Here is a 21,260-nt window from a genome sequence, read left to right on the forward strand (position 1 = left end):
GGCGGGTGCCCGGGGACCGCGCGCCCGCGCTCGTCGAGGACGCCGGTGGCGGGATCGGTCCGATGGTGCTGCCGCCGGTGGCGTGGCAGGTGTTCGAACACGGCGGCGGCATCGACCGCTTCGCCATGGCCATGACGCTGGAGCTGCCGGCCGGCATCGATGCGGACGGACTGACCGCGACGCTGGACGCCGTCCTCGATCGGCACGACCTGCTACGTGCGCGGCTGGTGCGCGACGGCGAACTCACCCTCGACGTCCGCCCGCCGGGCAGCGTACGAGCGGGCGACCTGCTCCACACGGTCGCCTGCGACGGCCGCTGGGCGGAGCCGTCCGCACTGGCGCAGGCGCAGGCAGAACTGCACGCCGCGCTCGGACGGCTCGACCCGGAGGCCGGGATCGTGGCCGACTTCGTCTGGTTCGCCGCAACCGGCGGCGGCCGACTGCTCATCGTGCTGCACCACCTGGTCGTGGACGGCGTCTCCTGGCGCATCCTCATGTCGGACCTCGCCGAGGCGTGGCATCGGATCGGCTCCGGACGCCCGGCCGAGCTGCCCGCCGTCGGCACCTCGGCTCGCCGGTGGACCGCTGCCCTGGCGGACGAGGCGCTCTCCCCGCAGCGGGAAACCGAGTTGGCCTACTGGCGTGACCTGCTGGAGATGCCGAACCCGCCGCTGGGGCAGCGGATGTTCGACCCCTCGGTGGACCTGATGGGCACCGTCGACACCGTGCGGCTGCGGTTGCCCGTCGAGGTCACCGACGTCGTGCTGACCGAGCTTCCGGCGGCGTTCCGGGCAACCGGGACCGATGTGCTGCTCGCCGCCCTGGCCCTGGCCCTCGACCGGTGGCGCGGTGCGCCACAACCCACAGTGGTCCGGCTGGAGGGGCACGGCCGCGAGGAGGACGTCGTACCCGGCGCGGACCTGTCCCGGACCATCGGGTGGTTCACCAGCATGTACCCGGCCCGGGTGGCGGTACCGGGAGTGGACCTCGCCGACGTGCTGGCCGGCGGCCCGGCCACCGCAACGGCGATCAAGCTGGTCAAGGAGCAGCTGCGCGAGGTTCCCGACAAGGGCCTGGGCTACGGACTGCTGCGCTACCTCAACCCGGAGACCGCCGAGCAGCTCGCCGGCTACCCGGCACCACAGATCGGCTTCAACTATCTCGGCCGGATCTCCGACACCGACGTGCCCGAACACCTGCGCGCGCACGGGTGGGTGCCGGCGTCCTGGTCCACCGAGCTGATCGCGATGCCCGACCCGGGCCTGCCCGCGCTGTCCGCACTGGAGGTCAACTCGGTCGCCGTGGACACCGCCGACGGCACCCAGCTACAGACGATCTTCATGTTCCCGTCCGGGGTGCTGACCCGGGAGCGGGTCGCCGAACTGGCCGACCTGTGGGCCGACGTGCTGCGCGGCATGGCCGCGTACGCCGCCCGCGCGCCGATCGGTGGCCTGACCCCCGCCGACGCCCCGCTGGTGTCGGTACGGCAGGACGAGATCGAGGGTTGGGAGCAGCGCTACGGCCGGCTGGCCGAGGTGTGGCCGCAGGCTCCCGGCCAGTCCGGCATCCAGTTCCAGGCCGCGCTCGCCGACGACGCCTTCGACGTCTACCACATGCAATTCGTGCTGCACCTGTCCGGACACGTCGAACCCACGAGGATTCGGTCAGCCGGACAGGCACTGCTGCGCAGGTACCCGAACCTGCGCTCCGCGTTCCTCACCGCGGCCGACGGCGATCCCGTCCAGGTCGTGCCGGAACACGTCGCCCTGCCCTGGCGGCACATCGACCTGACCGGGCAGGGCGACGCGGAACAGAACGCCGCGCTGGACCGATTCCTGGCCCAGGACCGGGCCGACCGGCTCGACCCCACCCGGCCGCCGTTGTTCCGCCTGGCCCTGCTCAGCTGCGGACCGCAGCGGGCCAAGCTGGTCATCACCGCACACCACACCCTGTTCGACGGCTGGTCGTCGCCGCTGGTGATCAAGGATCTGGTCCAGCTGTACGCCGAGAACCAGGCGCTGCCTCCGGTCCGCGACTACGGCGACTACCTGGCCTGGCTGTGCCGGCAGGACCGCCAGGAGTCGGCCGCCCGGTGGCAGGCCGAACTCGCCGGGTTCGACCAGCCGACCCTCGTTGCCCCGGACACCCCGATTACCGGCGAGGTGTCCGCTCTCGGGCGCGTCGAGGTGCCGTTCTCGATCGACCAGGGGCGTGAGCTCGCCGGGCGGGCCGCGCAACTCGGGGTCACCCTGAACACCCTCCTGCAGGGTGCCTGGGCGATCCTCCTGTCGAAGCTGACCGGCCGGCCGGACGTGGTGTTCGGCGCCGCGGTAAACGGCCGCCCGGCGGACCTCACGGGTTCCGACGAGATGGTCGGCCTGTTCATCAACACCCTGCCGACCAGGGCCTACTGCCGGCCGCACGACAGCATCGGCGAGATCGTCACCGAGCTGCAGAACCGGCAGGTCGCGCTGCTCGACCACCACTACTACGGGCTGGCCGACATCCAGCGTGGCACCGGGCTGCCCGCGCTGTTCGACACGATCGTCGTGTTCGAGAACTATCCGATCGACCGGGCGGGCATCGTCGAGGCGAACGCCGCCGCCGGTTTCACCATCGACGGCATCCGACCGCTCGCCGGCTCGCACTACCCGCTCACGCTGAACTCCTCCGACCCCTACCTGCGGCTCTCCCTCGACTACCAGACCAACCTGTTCGACCGCGACGCGGCCGAGGTGATCGCCGCCCGGCTCGTCCGGGTGCTGGCGCAGCTGCTCGACGACCCGACGGCGACCGTCGGCGCCGTGGACGTGCTCTCCGAACCCGAACGGGACTGGTTGCTGCGGAAGGTCAACGACACCGCGCACCCGGTGGCCGCGGACACGCTACCCGGCGCGTTCGAGGCCCAGGTGGACCGCGACCCGGACCGGCTGGCGCTGATCCACGAGCGGGAGAACCTGACGTACGGTGAGTTCAACCGGCGTGCCAACCAGTTGGCGCACTGGTTGATCGACCAGGGCGCCGGGCCCGAACAGCTGGTCGCGGTGCGGATCCCCCGGTCGGTGGACCTGCTGGTGGCGATCTACGCGGTGGTCAAGGCCGGCGCGGCCTACCTGCCGCTGGACACCGAGCTGCCCGCCGACCGGGCCCGCAAGGTGCTGGACAGCGCGAAGCCGCTGCTGGTGCTCGACCAGACGACGCCCGACGTGTCCGGCTATCCGACCGAGAACCCACGGCGCACGCTGTCGCCGGACCACGCCGCGTACGTCATCTACACCTCCGGCTCCACCGGCGTACCCAAGGGCGTGCAGGTGACACACCGGGCGATCATGAACCGCCTCAGGTGGGGACTGGCGCACTTCCAGGTCGGCACCGAGGACCGCGTGCTGCTGAGCACCACCGCGAGCTTCGACGTGTCGGTGCCCGAGCTGTTCGCACCGCTGCAGGTCGGTGCCGCCGTCGTGATCGCGCGTCCGGACGGGCGCCGGGACCCCGCCTACCTGAGTGATCTGATTCAGCGGGAACGGGTGACCGGCGCGGACTTCGTGCCCTCCCTGCTGGATGCCTTCCTCACCGAGCCCACCGCCAAGGAGTGCGACAGCCTGCGCTGGATCGAGGTCGCGGGCGAGGCGTTCCCGGCCGCACTGGCCAACGCGGCGGTCGACCTGCTGCCCGGCTGCGAGGTGCACAACCTCTACGGTCCGACCGAGGCCGCGGTGGAGGTCACGGCGTGGCGGCACGTGCCGGGCGCGGACCGGGTGCCCATCGGCGCGCCGGTGTGGAACATCCAGGTCTACGTGCTGGACGGTTCGCTGCGCCCGGTCGCGCCCGGCGTCGTCGGCGAGCTCTACCTCGCCGGCGCCGGTCTGGCCCGCGGTTACCTGGGACAGACCGGGCTGACCGCCGGCCGGTTCGTCGCCTGTCCCTTCGGGGCGCCCGGAACCCGGATGTACCGCACCGGGGACCTGGTGCGCTGGAACCAGGAAGGCCAGGTCGAGTACCTCGGGCGGTCCGACTTCCAGGTCAAGGTTCGCGGGTTCCGCATCGAGCTCGGCGAGATCGAGCAGGTGCTGACCGCGCTCCCGCAGGTCGGCACCGCGGTGGTCGTGCTGCGCGAGGACCGCCCCGGCGACCAGCGGCTGGTGGCGTACGTCGTGCCGGCCGACACCGCCGGGGACTCCGCCCGGCTGGACCTGACGGCGCTGACCCAGCAGGCCCGGCAGAACCTGCCCGAGTACATGGTCCCCTCGGCGGTCGTCCCGCTGGCTCGGCTCCCCCTGACGTCGAGCGGAAAGCTCGACCGCAACGCGCTCCCCGCCCCGGAACAATCCACCACCGCGACCGGGCGAGGACCGCGCAACCACACCGAGGAGGTCCTCTGCCGGATCTTCGCCGAGCTGCTCGGGGTGGACGAGGTCGGTGTCGACGTCGACTTCTTCGAACACGGCGGCCACTCCCTGCTGGCCACCCGGCTGATCGGCCGGATCCGCAAGGAACTCAAGGTCGACGTCAAGGTCACCATGGTCTTCCGCAGTCCGACTGTCGCCCAGCTGTCGGCCCAGATCGAGAAGCTCTCCACCTCAAGTCGCCCTCAACTGCGCCCGATGAACGTGTAGGAGTGCGTCGATGATCCCGTTGTCCTTCGCCCAACGCCGGATGTGGTTCCTCCACCGCCTGGAGGGCTCGTCCGCGACGTACAACATCCCGTTCGTCCTGCGCCTGAGCGGGCCACTGGACACGGCGGCGCTGTGCGCGGCCTTCACGGATGTCATTGCCCGGCACGAGAGCCTGCGTACCCTCATCGTCGAGGACGCGGACGGCACTCCCGAACAGCGGGTGCTGTCGCCCGAGGAGGCGGTCTTCCAGAGCCGGTTCCTCACCGTCGCCCCCGTCGCCTCGGACGCCGCGGTGCAGGCCGCGGTGCGCCAGGGGTTCGACCTGCAGACGCAGATTCCGTTGCGGGTCACCATCTTCCAGGAGGCTCCACAGGAGCACGTGGTGGCGTTCGTGTTCCACCACATCGCGGCGGACGGTGCGTCGATGGGCCCGTTCCTGCGGGACCTGGTGACGGCGTACTCGGCCCGCCGTCAGGGTGCCGCACCGCAGTGGGCCCCGCTGCCGGTGCAGTACAAGGACTACACGGTCTGGCAGCAACAGCTGCTCGGTGACGAGTCCGACCCCGACAGCATCGCCGCGGCGCAGGTCGAGTACTGGCGCACGGAGCTGGCCGGCGTGCCGCAACCGGTGAACCTGCCACTGGATCGGTCGCGCCCGACGGCGGCCAGCCACCAGGGCGGCCACGTCGACTTCGAGCTGGACGAGGAACTGCTCACCGGCGTCGCGAAGATCGCCGCGCTGCACGGTGCCACGGCCCCGATGGTCGCTCAGGCCGGACTGGCGGTGCTCCTGCACCATCTCGGCGCCGGCAACGACCTGACGATCGGTAGCCCGATCGAGGGGCGGGCCGATGAGCAACTTGACGACCTGATCGGATTCTTCGCCAACACCTGGGTGCTGCGCGTCGACCTGTCCGGGAATCCGGCGTTCGAGGACCTGCTCGGGCAGGTCCGGGACCGGGCCCTCGCCGCCTACGACAACCAGGACGTTCCGTTCGAGCGTCTGGTGGAGCTGCTGAGCCCGGACCGGACCACCGCCTACCAGCCCCTGTTCCAGGTGATGCTGGCCTGGCAGTTCGAGTGGGCGCAGGTCGAGCTGCCGGGGCTGCGGGTCACCCCCGTCCCGGCCGGCACCGGGACAGCGAAGTTCGATCTCTTCTTCAACATCGTCCCGGCGCCGTCCGGCGGTGCCTACGGGCGGTTGGAGTACGCGACCGAGCTGTTCGACCCGGCCACGGCCGAGCACCTGGTCGACCGCTATCTGCGGGTGCTGCGGGCGGTGGTCGCCGATCCCGCGGCGCGGCTCGCAGCGGTGGACGTGCTCACCGACGCCGAACGGGGTCGGCTGGCCCGGCTGAACCAGACGAGGGTGCCGGTGCCGGACACGACGGTGGCGGAGTTGGTCGCCGCCCAGGTGGCCCGGACCCCGGACGCGACGGCGGTGGTGTGCGGATCGACCACGTTGTCGTACCGGGAACTCGACGTCCGCGCGAGCCGGCTGGCCGCGCTGCTGCGGGAGCGCGGTGTCGGGCCGGACGTCCTGGTCGCCGTGGCACTGCCACGGTCGGTGGACCTGGTGGTCACGCTGCTGGGCGTGCTCAAGGCCGGCGGTGCCTACCTGCCGGTCGACCCCGCCTACCCGGCCGGGCGGGTCGCCCTCCTGATCGAGTCCGCCAGGCCGGCCCTGGTGGTGACCGATGCCGCGACGGCGGCGGTGGGCCCTGGCGCACTGCCGGTCCTGCGGCTCGACGACCTGCGCCTCGACGGCCCGGCACGGGAGCTCCCGGACGTCGGCGTCGGGCCGGACCACCTTGCCTACGTGATGTTCACGTCCGGGTCGACCGGCGTGCCCAAGGGTGTCGCCGTCACCCACCGCGGCGTGGTCAACGGCGTGCGGGACCTGCGTCGCACGGTCCGGGTCGAGGCGGGCTCCCGGATGCTGGCCGCGACGTCGGTGAACTTCGACGTCTCGGTGTTCGAGACCTTCACCGCGCTGACCACGGGCGCGAGCATCGAGATCGTTCGTGACGTGCTCGAACTCGCCGAGCGTGGCAGCTGGTCGGGTACCACCGTCAGCGCCGTGCCCGCGGTGTTCTCCGCACTGCTGGATCAGCTCGGCTCCGGCACCCCGGGACGCCTCGCCCTCGACGTGGAAACCGTCGTCTTCGCCGGTGAGGCCCTCTCGGCCGAGCTGGTCCGCGAGGTCCGGCGCGCCCTGCCCGGCGTGCGCGTCGTCAACGCGTACGGGCAGACGGAGAGCTTCTACGCCACCACCTGCACCGTCCCGCAGCAGCTGGCCGGGACCGAAGCGGTACCGATCGGAGCGCCCCTGGCCAACATGCGCGCCCACGTGCTGGGGCCTGAACTCGCTCCGGTCGCGCCCGGCGTGATCGGTGAACTGTACGTCGCTGGCCTGCTCGCCCGCGGCTATCACCGGGACGGCAGGTTGACCGCCGAGCGCTTCGTCGCCTGCCCCTTCGGCCCGCCCGGCGCACGCATGTACCGGACCGGCGACCTGGCCCGGTGGGACGACGACGGCCAACTGCGGTACGCGGGGCGCGTCGACAGCCAGGTGAAGGTGAACGGCATCCGGGTCGAGCCGACCGAGGTCGAAACGGTCCTCACCCGGCACCCCGCGATCGGCCGCGCGGCGGTCACCGTGTGCCAGGACCACGGCGGCCGTGCCCGGCTCGTCGGCTATGTGGCACCGGCGGACACCGCTTCCGGCGGCGGTGTGTCGCCGGCGGAGCTGCGCTCGTTCGCGGCCGAGCGGCTGCCGGACTACCTGGTCCCTGCCCAGTTCGTGGTGCTGGACCGGCTGCCGTTGACCGCGAGCGGAAAGCTGGACCGGGCCGCGTTGCCCGTACCGGAGTTCGCCGACGCCGAGCATCGGGCGCCGCGCAGCGCCGTGGAGCACGTCCTGGCCGAGGTGTACGCGGACGTCCTGGGCACCGGGCCGGTGGGGATCGACGACGACTTCTTCACCAGCGGCGGCGACAGTATCCGTTCCATCCAGGTCGCCGCGCGGGCCAAGACGCGCGGGCTGGTCCTCAGCCCGCGGGAGATCTTCGAGCACCGCACCGTCGCCCGGCTCGCCGAACTGGTCGACAACCGGGCGGACGAGGAGCCCGTGACCCTGGCCGAGCTTCCCGGCGGCGGCGCGGGCTGGGCTCCGCTGCCGCCGACGGCGGCGCACGTCCTCGCGCGGGGCGGCGGTATCGGACGGTTCTGCATGTCCGCGATGCTCACCCTGCCGGAGGAGATCGACCGTGCGGGACTCGTCGCGACGTTGCAGGCCGTGCTGGACCGGCACGACGTGCTGCGGTCCCGGCTCGACCGGGCCGGGGCGGGCATCGTCATGGCGGCCGTCGGCAGTGTGGACGCCGGCTCGTTGCTGCGGGACGTCGCCCTGGGCGACGCCGATGTGCGGGCCGAGCTGGACGCGGCCGCGGACCGGCTGGACCCGGACGCGGGCGTCATGGCCCAGTTCGTGCGATTCACCTGCGACACGGACGTGGACCGGCTGCTGATCGTGCTGCACCACCTGGTCGTCGACGGGGTGTCGTGGCGGATCCTGGTCCCGGACCTGGTGTCCGCCTGGCAGCGGGTCAGCGGCGGCCGTGCCGCACCACCGGTCGCGGTGGGTACCTCGCTGCGGCGGTGGATGTGGGGGCTGGCCGATGCCGCGACCAGCCCGCAACGGGTGGCGGAACTGCCCGTGTGGCAGGAGATCCTGCGGGCCGAGGAGCCGGTGCTGGGCGCACGGCGGCTGGATCCGGCCCGTGACGTCGCGGCCACCGTGGACACGCTGCGCGTCCAGGTGCCTGCGGAGGTCACGCGGACCCTGCTGACCACCGTGCCCGCGGTGTTCCGGGCCGGTGTGGACGCCGGGCTGTTGACCGGCCTGGCGCTGGCGCTGGCCCGCTGGCGCGAGACGCGGGGCGGGTCGGGCACCTCGACGCTGGTGCGGCTGGAAGGGCACGGCCGGTCCGAACACGTCGTCCCCGGCGCCGACCTGTCGAACACCGTCGGATGGTTCACCGCGATGTTCCCGGTGCGGCTGGACCTGGCGGGCCTCGACGTGGTGGACGCGTTCGCCGGCGGCCCGGCCGCCGGACGGGCGATCAAGGCCGTCAAGGAGCAGCTGCGAGCCGTGCCGGACAACGGCATGGGCTACGGCCTGCTGCGCCACCTCAACACGCACACCGCCGCCGCGCTGGCCGAGGCGCGCGAACCGCAGATCGGCTTCAACTACCTGGGCCGCTCCTCCGGCGCGGACATTCCCGAGGAACTGCGCGGCCTGGGCTGGGCGCCGGACGCGGCGCACCGGGACCTGATCGCCGCCCCGGACGCGGACATGCCGGCGCTGTCGGCGCTGGAGATCAACGCCGTGGCCGCGAGCACCGCCGACGGTGACGAGCTCACCGCCTACTTCGGCTTCCCCACCGGCGTGCTCGACCGCGACGAGGTGACCGAGCTGGCCGGGCTGTGGGTCGAGGCGCTGACCGCCCTGGCGCGCCACGCCACCACCCCCGACGCCGGCGGGCTGACCCCGAGCGACGCGCCGCTGGTCGAGGTGAGCCAAGCGGAGATCGACACGTGGGAGACCCGTTTCGGCGCGCTGGCCACGGTCTGGCCGACGACACCGGTGCAGTCCGGCATGTTGTTCCACACGATGCTGGCCGGGTCGTCGTTCGACGCGTACCACATGCAGCTGGTGTTCCACCTGTCCGGCGAGGTCGACCCGGAGCGGATGCGCCGCGCCGCGCAGGCGCTGGCGGGGCAGCACGCCAGCCTCCGTGCCGCCTTCGTCGACCGAGCGGACGGTGAGGTGGTGCAGGTGGTGCCGCGGGCGGTGTCCCTGCCGTGGCAGTACCACGACCTGACCACGTTCGACGAGGCGGAGCGGACCGCGAGGTTCGAGCGTTTTCTCGCCCGCGACCGGGCCGTCCACTTCGACGTGGGCCGCCCGCCGTTGGTCCGGATGGCCCTGGTCGTCCCGGCGCCCGGCCGCGCGGAGTTGGTGCTGACCGCCCACCACGTGCTGATCGACGGCTGGTCCATGCCGCTGTTGATGCGGGACCTGCTGCTGCTCTACGCCTCGGGCGGCGACCCGGCCCGGCTGCCCGCATCCGGCGACTTCGGCGAGTTCCTGCGCTGGCGAGCCCAGCAGGACGACGAGGAGTCCGCTCGGGTGTGGGCGGCCGAGCTCGACGGGGTCGAGGAGCCGACCCTGCTCGCCCCCGGCTCGGACGGTGTGGCCGTCGAGGGCGTCGGCCAGGTCGCCGTCGCGCTCGACCCCGACGTGGCGCACGCACTCGTCCGGCGGGCAGCCGACTGGGGCGTCACCGTCAACACCCTGGTCCAGGGCGCCTGGGCGCTCCTGCTCGGCCAGCTCACCGGCCGCCAGGACGTGCTGTTCGGGGCGACCGTCTCCGGGCGTCCGCCCGCGGTGACCGACGTCGACTCGACGGTCGGCATGTTCATCAACACCCTTCCCGTCCGCGTCGAGTACGCGCCCGGCGACACCGTCGCGGAGGTCCTCACCCGGCTGCAGGGTCGGCAGGCCCGCCTGCTGGAGCACCACTACTACGGGTTGACCGAGATCCAGCAGGGTGTCGGGCTGCCGTCCCTCTTCGACACCCTGGTCGTCTTCGAGTCCTACCCGGTCGACCGGGACGCTCTCGACGCCGCCACCGATGCCGCGGACGGTATCGCCTTCACCGGCCTGCGCCCGTCCACGGCCACCAACTACCCGCTGACCCTGATGGCGGCGGCGGATCCGCAGCTCCAACTCCTCCTGCAGTACGCGCGGGGTGTCTTCGAGCCGGAGGCGGTGGAGGTGCTGGCGGCCCGCCTCGGCCGCGTGCTGCGGCACATCGTGGCCACCCGGGGCCTGACCGTCGCGCAGCTCGACCTCCTGGACCCGGCCGAACGCGATCTGCTGCTCGCCAAGGTCAACGACACGGTCGCGCCGACTCCGCAGGCCACGATCACCGGGCTCGTCGAGGCCCAGGCGGCGCGGACACCGGACGAGGTCGCCGTGGTCGCCGAGGGTGAGTCGCTCACGTACCGCGAGTTGACCGCCCGGGCCGCCCGCCTGGCGCACGAACTGGGCGGCCGTGGCGTGGGCCCGGAGTCGGTGGTCGCGGTATCGCTGCCGCGGTCGGCGGACCTGGTCGTCGCGCTGCTGGCGATCCTGCGGGCGGGCGGCGCGTACCTGCCGGTCGACCCCAGGTATCCCAGCTCCCGCACGGCCGCCATCATGGGGGAGGCCCGGCCGTGCCTCGTCCTGACCGACTCCGCGACGGTCGCGGTGTTGCCGGAGCACGACGCACCGGACGTCTTCCTCGACACGCTCGACCTGTCCGGTGACCGCACCGGCCCCGAACCGCGGATCCAGGCACAGCAGCTGGCGTACGTGATGTACACCTCCGGCTCCACCGGCCGACCCAAGGGCGTGGCCATCACGCACGCGAACGTGGTCAACGGGGTGCTGCGGCTCGCGTCCCGGGTGGGCCTGGGGCCCGGCAAGCGGCTCCTCGCCGGCACCTCGGTGAACTTCGACGTCTCGGCGTTCGAGATCTTCACGACGCTGGCCACCGGCGGAGTCGTCGAGGTGGTCCGGGACGTCCTGGTTCTGGGCGAGCGGGCGGGTTGGAGCGGCAGCGTCATCTCCACCGTCCCGTCCGCCTTCGCCGAGCTCGTCGACGAGATCTCCGGCCGAACCAGGGTGGAGACCGTCGTGTTCGCCGGCGAGGCCCTGCCCGCCTCGCTGGTGGAGAAGACGCGGGCGGCCTTCCCCGGCGTACGGGTGGTGAACGCCTACGGGCAGAGCGAGTCGTTCTACGCCACCACCTTCACCGCCACCGAGGAACCACCGAACCGGGCGGGAAGCGTGCCGGTCGGCACGCCGCTGGGCAACATGCGGGCCTACGTTCTGGGCCCCGGGCTGGCGCCGGTGCCGCCGGGGGTGGTCGGCGAGCTGTACGTCGGCGGGAGTGTCGGTCGTGGCTACCACGGCCGCGCCGACCTGACCGCCGAGCGCTTCGTCGCCGACGCCTACGGCCCACCCGGCGCGCGTATGTACCGCACCGGCGACCTGGCCCGGTGGAACGACGAGGGGCAGCTGGAGTACGCGGGCCGGGGCGACGCGCAGGTCAAGGTGCGTGGCTTCCGGATCGAGCCGGGCGAGGTCGAGACGGTTGTCACCGCGCACCCGGCGGTCGCCCAGGCCGTCGTCGTCTCCCGGCCGGGCGCGGGCACCGGCACCCGACTCGTCGCCTACGTGGTGGCCTCGGGCGAGGTCGACGCCGCGCGGCTCAGCCGGTACACCGCCGAGCGACTGCCGGAGTTCATGGTGCCGTCCGCGTTCGTGCTGCTGGACCGGCTGCCGTTGATGACCAACGGCAAGCTGGACCGGGCCGCTCTTCCCGAGCCGGAGTTCAGCGGGACCCACTACCGGGCGCCGCGCACCGCCCGCGAGGAGTGCCTGACCAAGCTCTTCGCCGAAGTGCTCGGGCTGGAGCGGGTCGGCGTCGACGACGACTTCTTCGATCTGGGCGGGCATTCCCTGCTCGCCACCCGGTTGATCAGCCGCGCCCGGGCGGAGACCGGAGCGGAGATCCCCATCCGCACGATCTTCGACCTGCCCACGGTGGCCGCGCTCGCCTCCTGGCTGGACCGGCCAGGACCGGAGGCACCGGCAGCTCCGCGTCGCCCTCGCCTGCGCAAGATGACCGTAGAGGAGTAAGCACATGATTCCGTTGTCCTTCGCCCAGCGCCGCTACTGGTATCTGCACCAACTGGAGGGTGGCGAGACCTGGAACATGTCGGCGGCCCTGCGGCTGACCGGGGAACTGGACCTGCCCGCGATGGACGCGGCGATCCGGGACGTGGTCGAGCGGCACGAGATCCTGCGCACCACCTACGTGGTGGACGACCAGGGCGAGCCGTACCAGCGGATCCTGCCGGTGGCGGAGGCGCTGGCCCGGGTGGAGACGCCGGTGCTCGAGGTGCCACCCGAGGAGGTGCCCGGTGCGGTCGACAGGGCCGTCGCGCACACCTTCGACCTGGCGACCGAGGTGCCGTTCCGGAGCAGCCTGATCCGCTCCTCGCCCCGCGACCACGTCCTCGTCCTGGCCATCCACCACATCGCCACCGACGGCAGCTCCAGTTTCCCGCTGGCCCGGGACCTGGCCACGGCCTACCGTGCCCGCCGGGCCGGCCGGGCCCCGGAATTCGAGCCACTGCCCGTGCAGTACAAGGACTTCACGCTGTGGCAGCGTGAGGTGCTCGGTGACCTGAAGGACCCGAACAGCCTCGCCGCGGCGCAGCTGGAGTATTGGCGCAAGGAGTTGACCGGCGTTCCCCAGCCGCTCAGCCTGCCGCTGGATCATCCGCGCACGGCGGACCTGAGCACCGACGGCGACGCGGTGGCCTTCGTGGTGCGGCCCGCCGTCACCGCCGGCCTGGAGCGCCTTGCCGCCGAGCGTGGCATGACCATGTCGATGATCGTGCAGGCCGCGCTGGCGGTGCTGCTGGGCAAGCTCGGCGGTGGCGAGGACGTGCCGATCGGCTCCCCGATCGCCGGGCGGACCGACGAGGCACTGGCCGACCTGGTCGGGTGCTTCGTCAACAACCTGGTGCTGCGCGTCGACCTGTCCGGCGACCCGACCTTCCTGGACGTGCTCGCACAGGTGCGCAACAAGGCACTCACCGCGTACGAGCACCAGGACGTGCCGTTCGACGTGCTGGTCGAGGAGATCAATCCGGACCGCTCCGCCATGTACCGGCCGATGTTCCAGGTGATGTGCGGCTGGCAGAACTTCGCCAAGCCGGTGCTCGACTTCCCGGGGCTCACGGCCGAGTTCCAGCAGGCCCTCACCACGAAAGCCATGGTCGACCTCTTCTTCAGCATGACGCTGGACGACGCGGCGGGCGTGCTCTACGGCGACATCCAGTACGGGACCAGGCTGTTCGACCGGGACACCGTCGAGGCCATGGCCGCCCGGTTCGTCCGCGTCCTGGAGCAGCTGGTCGCCGACCCGGCCAGGTGCGTCGGCGACGTCGACGTGCTCAGCGCGCAGGAACGCGAGCGGCTACTGGTGGCGGTGAACGACACCGCGGAGCCGACGCTGGAGGGCGGCCTGCTGGCGGCGGTGAGCCGCCGGGTGCGGGAGTCACCGCAGGCGCTCGCGGTGCTCACCGAGGACGGTTCGCTCACCTATCAGGAGCTGGACATCCGGTCGAACCGGCTGGCGCACTGGCTGGTGGAGCGCGGCGTGCGGGCCGAGTCGCTGGTCGCCGTGTGCCTGCCCCGAACGGTGAACCTGATGGTGGCGCTGCTGGCGGTCCTCAAGGCCGGCGGGGCCTACGTGCCGGTGGACCCGGAGCACCCGCGCTCCCGCGTCGACGAGATCCTGGCGCAGGCGAAGCCGATGCTGGTGCTCGACGAGGAAACGCTGTCCGGCGCCGACTGCTCGGGTCGTCCGGACCTGCCACCGGCGGTGGTCGTGCACCCCGCGAACACCCAGTACGTGATCTACACCTCCGGTTCGACGGGCACGCCGAAGGGCGTGACGATTCCGCGTGGCGCGGTCGCGAACTTCCTGGCCTCCGTCCAGCGGCGCTTCCCGTTGTCGCCGGGGGAGCGGATGCTGTTCAGCACGACGGTGTCCTTCGACATGGCGAACACCGAGCTGTATCTCCCGTTCGTCACCGGCGCGACAATGGTGATGGCGACCAAGGAGACGGTCACCGATCCGGCGGCCGTGCTGGCGTACATCCGTGGCACCGGGGTCAGCGTGGTGCAGGCCACGCCGGGGTTCTGGCAGATGCTGCTCGCCCACGACCCGGACGCCGCGCAGGGGCTGCGCATCATGACCGGCGCGGAGGCGGTGCCCGCCCGCCTCGCCGAGACGCTGGCCGGGCAGGCCACCGAGGTGGGCAACTGGTACGGCCCGTCCGAGACGACGACGTGGTCGACCATGGCGCCGCTGACGCCGGGAGCGCCGGTGGCGATCGGCACGCCGATCGGCAACACCCAGGTGTACCTGCTCGACTCCCGCTTCTGCCCGGTGCCGCGCGGTGTCGCGGGTGAGGTGTACATCGCCGGCGACGGCCTGGCCCGTGGCTACCAGGGCCGGCCGGACCTGACCGCCGAGCGGTTCGTGCCCAGCCCGTTCGGGCCGGCCGGATCGCGCATGTACCGGACCGGAGACCTGGCGCGGTGGAACCGCGACGGTCGGCTGGAGTACATCGCGCGCACCGACTTCCAGGTGAAGGTCCGGGGCTTCCGGATCGAGCTGGGTGAGATCGAGCACGTGCTGACCGGGCACCCCGGAGTGGCGCAGGCCGCGGTCGTGGTGCGCGAGAACCAGCAGGGCGACAAGAGCATCGTGGGCTACGTGGTGCCGACGCCCACCGTTGCCGTCGCGACCGATCAGCTTCGCACCGAACTCTCCACGTACCTGCGCGGACGCCTGCCGGACTACATGGTGCCGGCCACGGTGATCCCACTCGCCGAGCTTCCGCTCACGCCGAACGGGAAGCTCGACCGTCGGGCGCTGCCCGAGGAGGACACCAGCACGGTGGTCGGCCGGGAGCCGCGTAACGCGCAGGAGCAGCGGCTGTGCGCGATCTTCGGCGAGCTGCTCGGCCGGGAGGCCGTCGGTGTCGACGACGACTTCTTCGCCTTCGGTGGTCACTCGCTGCTGGCCACCCGGCTCAGCGTGCGCATCCGCAAGGACTTCGGGATCGACTTCCCGCTCCGTACGATCATCAAGTTCCCCACCGTGGCCGAGTTGGCCTCGCTGCTGCTGATCGGCCAGCCCGCCGGGGAGACCGCCGACCCGCTCGGCGTGGTGCTGCCGCTCAACACCGATCCCGGCACGGGCAAACCGCCGCTGTGGTTCTTCCACGGGGGAGGCGGGCTGGGCTGGGCGTACTTCAGCTTCGTGGTGCACGTGACGGACCGGCCCGCGTACGCCCTGCAGGCGCGCGGTTACAACGGCGTGGGTGAGCTGGTGACGTCCGTGGAGGAGATGGTCGACGACTACATCGACGAGATGCTGAAGATCCAGCAGGACGGGCCGTTCCACCTGATCGGCTGGTCCTACGGCGGCACCGTGGCACAGGCCGTCGCGGCCGGCCTCGCCCGGCGCGGGCACGAGATCGCCCTGACGGCCATCCTCGATTCGCAGCCCGGCGGGCACGGCTGGTCCGAGATCCACGCCAACAAGACCGTCGAGGACTACCGGGACGAGTTGGAGGACTTCTTCGGCCAGTACATCGGCACCGACAACCAGCAGGACTCCATCGACGTCATGGCCCGGGTGCTGGCCAACAACTCCCAGCTCATGATGACGTTCGAATCGCCGGTCTACGGCGGTGACGTGCTGTTCTTCAACGCGGTGCTCAAGGACGACCTGTACGCGCACCTGTGGCGGCCGTACGTTCTCGGTGCCATCGAGGAGTACGACGTACACGCCACGCACCACGAGATGAACCTGCCCGGCCCGGTGGCCGAGATCTTCGAGGTCATCAACCGCAAGCTCGCAGCGCAGTGAACCGGCAGACGGCGAATGACAGGAGTTGGTCGAGATGACAGGGCATGGCGTGGCCGGTGAGACGCGGGAGCGCGGCACGCTGTTGTGTGTCCCGTTCGCGGGAGCGGGTGCCTCCTTCTTCCACCCGTGGCGCGGGCTGTCGGCGGGCCGGTGGCGCGTCACCTCCGTCGAGCTGCCGGGCCGGGAGCGACGACTCCTGGAGGAGCCGTACCGCAACGTGGTCGAAGCGGCCCGCAACGAGGTTGACGCCATCGCCGCCGACCTCGGCGCGGGGGCGCGGACCGTGCTGTTCGGACACAGCCTGGGCGCGGTGCTCGCGTATGAGCTGGTGCACCTGCTCAGCAAGCGGGACGTCGTGGTGGAGCGGCTGGTCGTCAGCGGCTCACCGGGACCGTGGACGCAGCGCGAGAGGCGGGCGGCCGGGCTGCCGGACGAGGAGTTCCTCGCCCGGGTCGAGGAGTTCGCCGGCTTCCGGCACGAGGCGCTCGACCACCCGGAGATGCGGGAGCTGATCCTCCCCGTGTTGCAGGCCGACTGCGAGATGCACGAGGCCTACGTGCCGAGCTTCGACGAGCCGCTGCCGGTGCCGATCTGCTCGCTGCGGGGCAGTTCCGACGGCCTGGTGACCGCCGCGGAGGCTCGGCAGTGGCAGGCGGCGACCACCGGCGAGTTCAGCTACGTGGAGTTCCCCGGTGATCACATGTACCTGGTGGATCAGGGTCGGGAGGTGCTCGACGTCGTCGAGCAGGTCGGCACCCTCAGGAGTGCGGCACCGGTCTGAGTCTGCCCGCGACCGACGAACGGAGGGCCCCGAGCTTCGCTCGGGGCCCTCCGTGGTTTCGATTGATCCGCGGCGCGTGGTCAAGCCGGCCGCGCCCGACCGAACCAGGTGGTGAGGGCGGCCCGCAGCGCCGAGGTGTCCAGCGGCTCGTCGGCGGACGCCACCCAGGCGACGTGGCCGTCCGGGCGGATGAGCAGCGCGGCCGGAGCGGGCATCTCGTCGAGGTCCGGGACGATCCAGTGGTCGTCCACGCTCGTCGCCTCGACCAGGTCGACGCGATCGGCCCAGCCGCCGGCCGCCGCGGCCACCTCGGCGCTGCCGTGCAGATCGATGAGCACCGGTCGGGCGGCGTGCAGCAACTCGTGCACGCGAGTGCCGCCGCCGGCTGTCTTGAGGTCGACGTCCGGGACCCGGCGACCCGCCAACGGGTGATCGCCGCCGACCGGATAGCGAATGGTCAGCGCGGTCAGCATGCCGCACAGCTGCCGGTTGACGTCGTCGAACTGCAAGAGATCGCCGAAGACGTCGCGGAGCGCGTCCGTGTGTGGGCCGGGGCGGGCCAGCGCCGACTGCGCCCGGGTGTTGTGCAGCACGCGCTCGCCGACCGGGTGGCGCTCGCGGTGGTAGGTGTCCAGCAGGCTCTCCGGAACCTGGCCGTTGACCACCGCGGCGAGCTTCCAGCCGAGATTGACCGCGTCCTGCACGCCCAGGTTCAGTCCCTGCCCGCCGGCCGGGAAGTGGATGTGCGCGGCGTCGCCCGCCAGCAGCACCCGACCGGCCCGGTACCGGGCGGCCTGTCGGGCGGCGTCGCTGAACCTTGAGACCCACCGCGGGCTGCGCATTCCGAAGTCGGTGCCGGCGAGCCTGAGCAGCGACTCGCGGAGTTGCTCGAACGTCACCGGCTCGTCACGGTCGGCGACCCGGTCGTACTCGGAGGCGATGACCCGGTACCAGCCCGGCTCGAAGGCGATCACCGAGTAGTCGCCGGTGGGGCAGCGCCGCACCCAGATGTAGTCCTCGGTCAGATCCGGGAGCTCGACGTCGCCGATCAGCGCGGTCATCGTCGCCGGGGTGCCCAGGAAGTCGATGCCCGACAGTTTGCGCACGATGCTGCGTCCGCCGTCGCAGCCCACCAGATAACGGGCGAGAAGCGTCCGCGTCGACCCCGGCGCGGTGCCCAGCTCGACGGTCACCCCGGAACTGTCCTGGCTGATTCCGCTCACCTCGGACGACCGCTGAATGCGCACACCGAGCTCGACGGCCCATTCCTCGAGCAGCCGTTCGATGTCGGTTTGCAGGATCATCAGCGGATAGGGGTGCCGCGACTCCGCTTCGTCGAACTCCAGATAAAGACCGGAGAAGTGGCCTACGGGTTGCGGATCGCCGATTTCCGTGAAGCGATCCAGGATCCCGCGCTGGTCCAGTACCTCCAGGGTGCGCGAGTGCATTCCGCCGGCCCGCGACTCGCCCGTTCGCTGCGCGAGTCGCTCCACCACCAGCACATCGACACCCGCCAGGCGGAGTTCGCAGGCCAGCATCAGACCGGTGGGCCCGGCACCGGCGATCACCACGTCCGCATCCACGTCGCTGTGTTCCACGTCGTTCCCCTCACGTCCCTGCGCAGTGTGTTGTTGAACCACTGTCACGGTCACGCGCCGCCGGTCGCGAGGCAACCGGCGGTGGACGCCGACGCGGTCCGGCGTCGGTCCACCTTGTACTGTCCCGCCAGCGGGACACCGTACGGGGCGTGGGTCGCCTCGACCGCACCCCGGCCGACCCCTGTAATCGCCTTTACCGGTGTTCCCGCCCGAGAAATCGCGCGACACTCGAACCGGCCACCGAGAAATTGCCTCGCCGAGCGGGACGACTCCCTGATCGGCACTTTCCTCAAGCCACATGGCGGTGTCGGCGGTGGCGGCCCCGAATCGGGCCGAAAAGGTTGTGGACCGGCAATTCCGATCGGCGGACTAGAGGGAGCTCAAGAATGGAATCGTCACCACGGACGGACCACCGGAATGGTGGCGGCAGTGCAGCCGTGGAACGACCCGTCCCGCAGGCGCAGGCCATCGCGGACCTGTGGTCGGAGTATCTCGGTGCCGAGGCCAAGGAGAACGACGACTTCTTCGCACTCGGCGGCACCTCGCTGGCCGGCATCAAAATCATCGACCGGCTGGCCGACGACTACGGCGTACGGCTGTCCGTGCGGGCCTTCTACCTGGCGCAGACACCGGCCCGGGTCGCCGAGCTGATCGAACAGGGCAGGGCCGGGACGTGAGGCTGACGCCGGGGCCCGACCGTGACATCGACCTGGACACCGTCGATCTGTTCGACCTGGACCTCTACTCGCACGGTGACCCGCATCCCGTCTGGGACGTGATGCGGGCCAAGGCCCCACTGCATCACCAGGTCCTGCCCGACGGCCGGGAGTTCTGGTCGGTGACCCGCTACGAGGACGTCTGCCGGGTGCTCGGCGACCACCGCGAGTTCACCTCCGAACGCGGCACGGTCCCCACCCACCTGGGGACGGACGACCCGGCCGCGGGCCGGCTGCTCACCTCCACCGACCCGCCGCGCCACACCCGGGTACGCCGCGCCATCGGTGCCAAACTCACCGCACGGGCGGTGGCGCCCTGGGCGGACCGCATCCGCAGCACCATCGTGGACTTTCTCGAACCGGCGCTCGACGGCGAGGTCTTCGATCTGGCCGACCGCGCGCTGCTGCTGCCGGCGCTGGTCACCGGCCCCCTGCTCGGCATCCCCGAGCGGGACTGGCAGGAGCTGGTGGAGCTGACCGCGATGGTGACGGCTCCCGCCGACCCGCATTTCCAGCACGGCAGTGAGGCCGCGACCCTGGCGATCGCCCACCACGAGCTCATCACCTACGTCACCGAGTGGGTGCGGCGGCGGCGGGCCGGCGGGGGCGACGACGGGAGTCTGCTCGACCACCTGATGAACCTCAGCGTGGAGGACGCACCGCTGACCAACGAGGAGATCGCCCTCGACGGCTACAGCATCCTGCTGGGCGCCAACGTGACCACACCGCACACCGTGTCGGGCACGGTCGAGGCGCTCATCGAGCGGCCCGAGCAGTTCGCCCGCGCGCAGGCCGACCCGTCGCTGATCCCGAACCTGGTCGAGGAGGGACTGCGCTGGACGTCCGCGGCGTGCAACTTCATGCGGTACGCGGTGGACGACGTCCAGATCGGCGGAGGCACCATCCCGGCGCGTGGTGCGGTCGTCGCCTGGATCGGTTCGGCCAACCGGGACGAGTTGCAGTTCCCCGATCCGCATCTGTTCGACATCAACCGCGTCGGCGCGAAGCGCCAGGTCGCGTTCGGCTTCGGCCCGCACTTCTGCATCGGCGCGCCGCTGGCCCGGATGACGCTCCGCATCTTCTTCGAGGAACTGCTCCAGCGGTTCAGCTCGATCGAGCTCGCCGGCGAGCCGCAGCACCTGCGGTCGTACTTCATCGCCGGGATGACCCACCTGCCCATCGTTGCCCAGAAACGGCCGACATCATGACCTCCGGCACCGTCGCCACCGCCTCGCCCTGGTTCATCCGGCAACCGGCCACCCACCACCCGACCCGGATCTTCTGCCTGCCCTTCTCCGGCGCCGGGGCCTCCGCGTTCAACGGCTGGCCCGCCGCGCTGGGCGACGCCGAGATCTGCCCGGTGCAGTTTCCCGGCCGGGAGAACCGGCTGGCCCATCCGCACTACGGCAGCTACGAGAACCTCGCCGACGGCCTGGTCGAAGCGCTGACGCCGATGCTGGACCGCCCGTTCGCGCTCTTCGGACACTGCGCCGGCGCACTGCCCGCCTTCGAGACCGTGGTCCGGCTCGCCGCACGTGGCCTGCCCGGCCCGGAGTGCCTCTTCGTGTCAGGCCAGCCGGCCCCGCACGACGCGTCGCGCGACCGGATGCTCGCGATGAGCGAGCCGGAACTGCGCCGGGAGGTGGAGGCGTTCCTGCGTGGGCGGGGGATCGACCCGCGGCCGGACATGATCGACATGGGTCTGTCGGTGCTGGTCGAGGACCATGCCGCCGCCGCGCGGTACCGGCGGCTGGAGCCGGTCAGGCTTCCGTGTCCCATCGTCGTCGTGCACTGGCGGGACGACCCCGAGGTGAGCCTCGACGAACTCGCCGGATGGCGCCACTACTCCGACGCGGTGCGGTTCCGGGTCGTCGCCGGCGGCCACTACGACTTCATGGACGCCCCGGGCGAACTTCGAGATCTGTTGACCAGCTGGCGGTGACGGCGGCACGGCGGGACGAGAGTCGTCCGCCGCCCGG

8 protein-coding genes are annotated in these 21,260 nt (G+C 71.6%); 7 read left to right on the plus strand and 1 reads right to left on the minus strand.

All coding sequences use genetic code 11. The annotated features are described in order from the left end of the window. The first annotated feature begins 62 nt into the window (after positions 1 to 62). Genes KIF24_RS32545 through KIF24_RS10620 form a run of 4 tightly spaced genes read left to right on the plus strand, consistent with a single transcriptional unit; the run spans position 63 to position 16,967 of the window. On the plus strand, positions 63 to 4,616 hold the full coding sequence (locus KIF24_RS32545; RefSeq protein ID WP_230415467.1) for a non-ribosomal peptide synthetase: 4,554 nt from the start codon (positions 63 to 65) through the stop codon (positions 4,614 to 4,616). 10 nt (positions 4,617 to 4,626) lie between these two features. Next, complete coding sequence (locus tag KIF24_RS10610) at positions 4,627 to 12,369, plus strand: non-ribosomal peptide synthetase (RefSeq protein WP_221083888.1); 7,743 nt, start codon at positions 4,627 to 4,629, stop codon at positions 12,367 to 12,369. A 4-nt stretch (positions 12,370 to 12,373) separates the two neighbouring features. Beyond that, on the plus strand, positions 12,374 to 16,186 hold the full coding sequence (locus KIF24_RS10615) for a non-ribosomal peptide synthetase (RefSeq protein ID WP_221083889.1): 3,813 nt from the start codon (positions 12,374 to 12,376) through the stop codon (positions 16,184 to 16,186). Positions 16,187 to 16,220: 34 nt separating this feature from the next. After that, positions 16,221 to 16,967: a thioesterase II family protein gene (locus KIF24_RS10620; RefSeq protein ID WP_221083890.1), complete on the plus strand. Its 747-nt coding sequence runs from the start codon at positions 16,221 to 16,223 to the stop codon at positions 16,965 to 16,967. 80 nt (positions 16,968 to 17,047) lie between these two features. On the opposite strand, the gene KIF24_RS10625 is transcribed toward KIF24_RS10620, so the two are convergent. Continuing rightward, positions 17,048 to 18,565 carry an FAD-dependent monooxygenase gene (locus KIF24_RS10625; RefSeq protein ID WP_221083891.1) on the minus strand — a complete coding sequence of 506 codons (1,518 nt, stop codon included), beginning with the start codon at positions 18,563 to 18,565 and terminating at the stop codon, positions 17,048 to 17,050. A gap of 437 nt (positions 18,566 to 19,002) precedes the next feature. Between KIF24_RS10625 and KIF24_RS10630 the strand changes: the two genes are divergently transcribed. Genes KIF24_RS10630 through KIF24_RS10640 form a run of 3 tightly spaced genes read left to right on the plus strand, consistent with a single transcriptional unit; the run spans position 19,003 to position 21,223 of the window. After that, on the plus strand, positions 19,003 to 19,242 hold the full coding sequence (locus tag KIF24_RS10630; RefSeq protein ID WP_331461073.1) for an acyl carrier protein: 240 nt from the start codon (positions 19,003 to 19,005) through the stop codon (positions 19,240 to 19,242). Next, positions 19,239 to 20,489: a cytochrome P450 gene (locus tag KIF24_RS10635; RefSeq protein ID WP_221083893.1), complete on the plus strand. Its 1,251-nt coding sequence runs from the start codon at positions 19,239 to 19,241 to the stop codon at positions 20,487 to 20,489. The genes KIF24_RS10630 and KIF24_RS10635 overlap by 4 nt, the downstream gene beginning before the upstream one ends. Continuing rightward, complete coding sequence (locus KIF24_RS10640) at positions 20,486 to 21,223, plus strand: thioesterase II family protein (RefSeq protein WP_221083894.1); 738 nt, start codon at positions 20,486 to 20,488, stop codon at positions 21,221 to 21,223. Before KIF24_RS10635 ends, KIF24_RS10640 begins: the two co-directional genes overlap by 4 nt. The last annotated feature ends 37 nt before the right edge of the window (positions 21,224 to 21,260 follow it).

It is taken from the genome of Micromonospora tarapacensis (assembly GCF_019697375.1).
Taxonomy (GTDB): Bacteria; Actinomycetota; Actinomycetes; order Mycobacteriales; family Micromonosporaceae; genus Micromonospora; species Micromonospora tarapacensis.

Coding starts and splice junctions, on each gene's coding strand:
- KIF24_RS32545 (WP_230415467.1), top strand. CDS start 63: ATGGTGCTGCCGCCGGTGGCGTGGCAGGTGTTCGAACACGGCGGCGGC.
- KIF24_RS10610 (WP_221083888.1), top strand. CDS start 4,627: ATGATCCCGTTGTCCTTCGCCCAACGCCGGATGTGGTTCCTCCACCGC.
- KIF24_RS10615 (WP_221083889.1), top strand. CDS start 12,374: ATGATTCCGTTGTCCTTCGCCCAGCGCCGCTACTGGTATCTGCACCAA.
- KIF24_RS10620 (WP_221083890.1), top strand. CDS start 16,221: ATGACAGGGCATGGCGTGGCCGGTGAGACGCGGGAGCGCGGCACGCTG.
- KIF24_RS10640 (WP_221083894.1), top strand. CDS start 20,486: ATGACCTCCGGCACCGTCGCCACCGCCTCGCCCTGGTTCATCCGGCAA.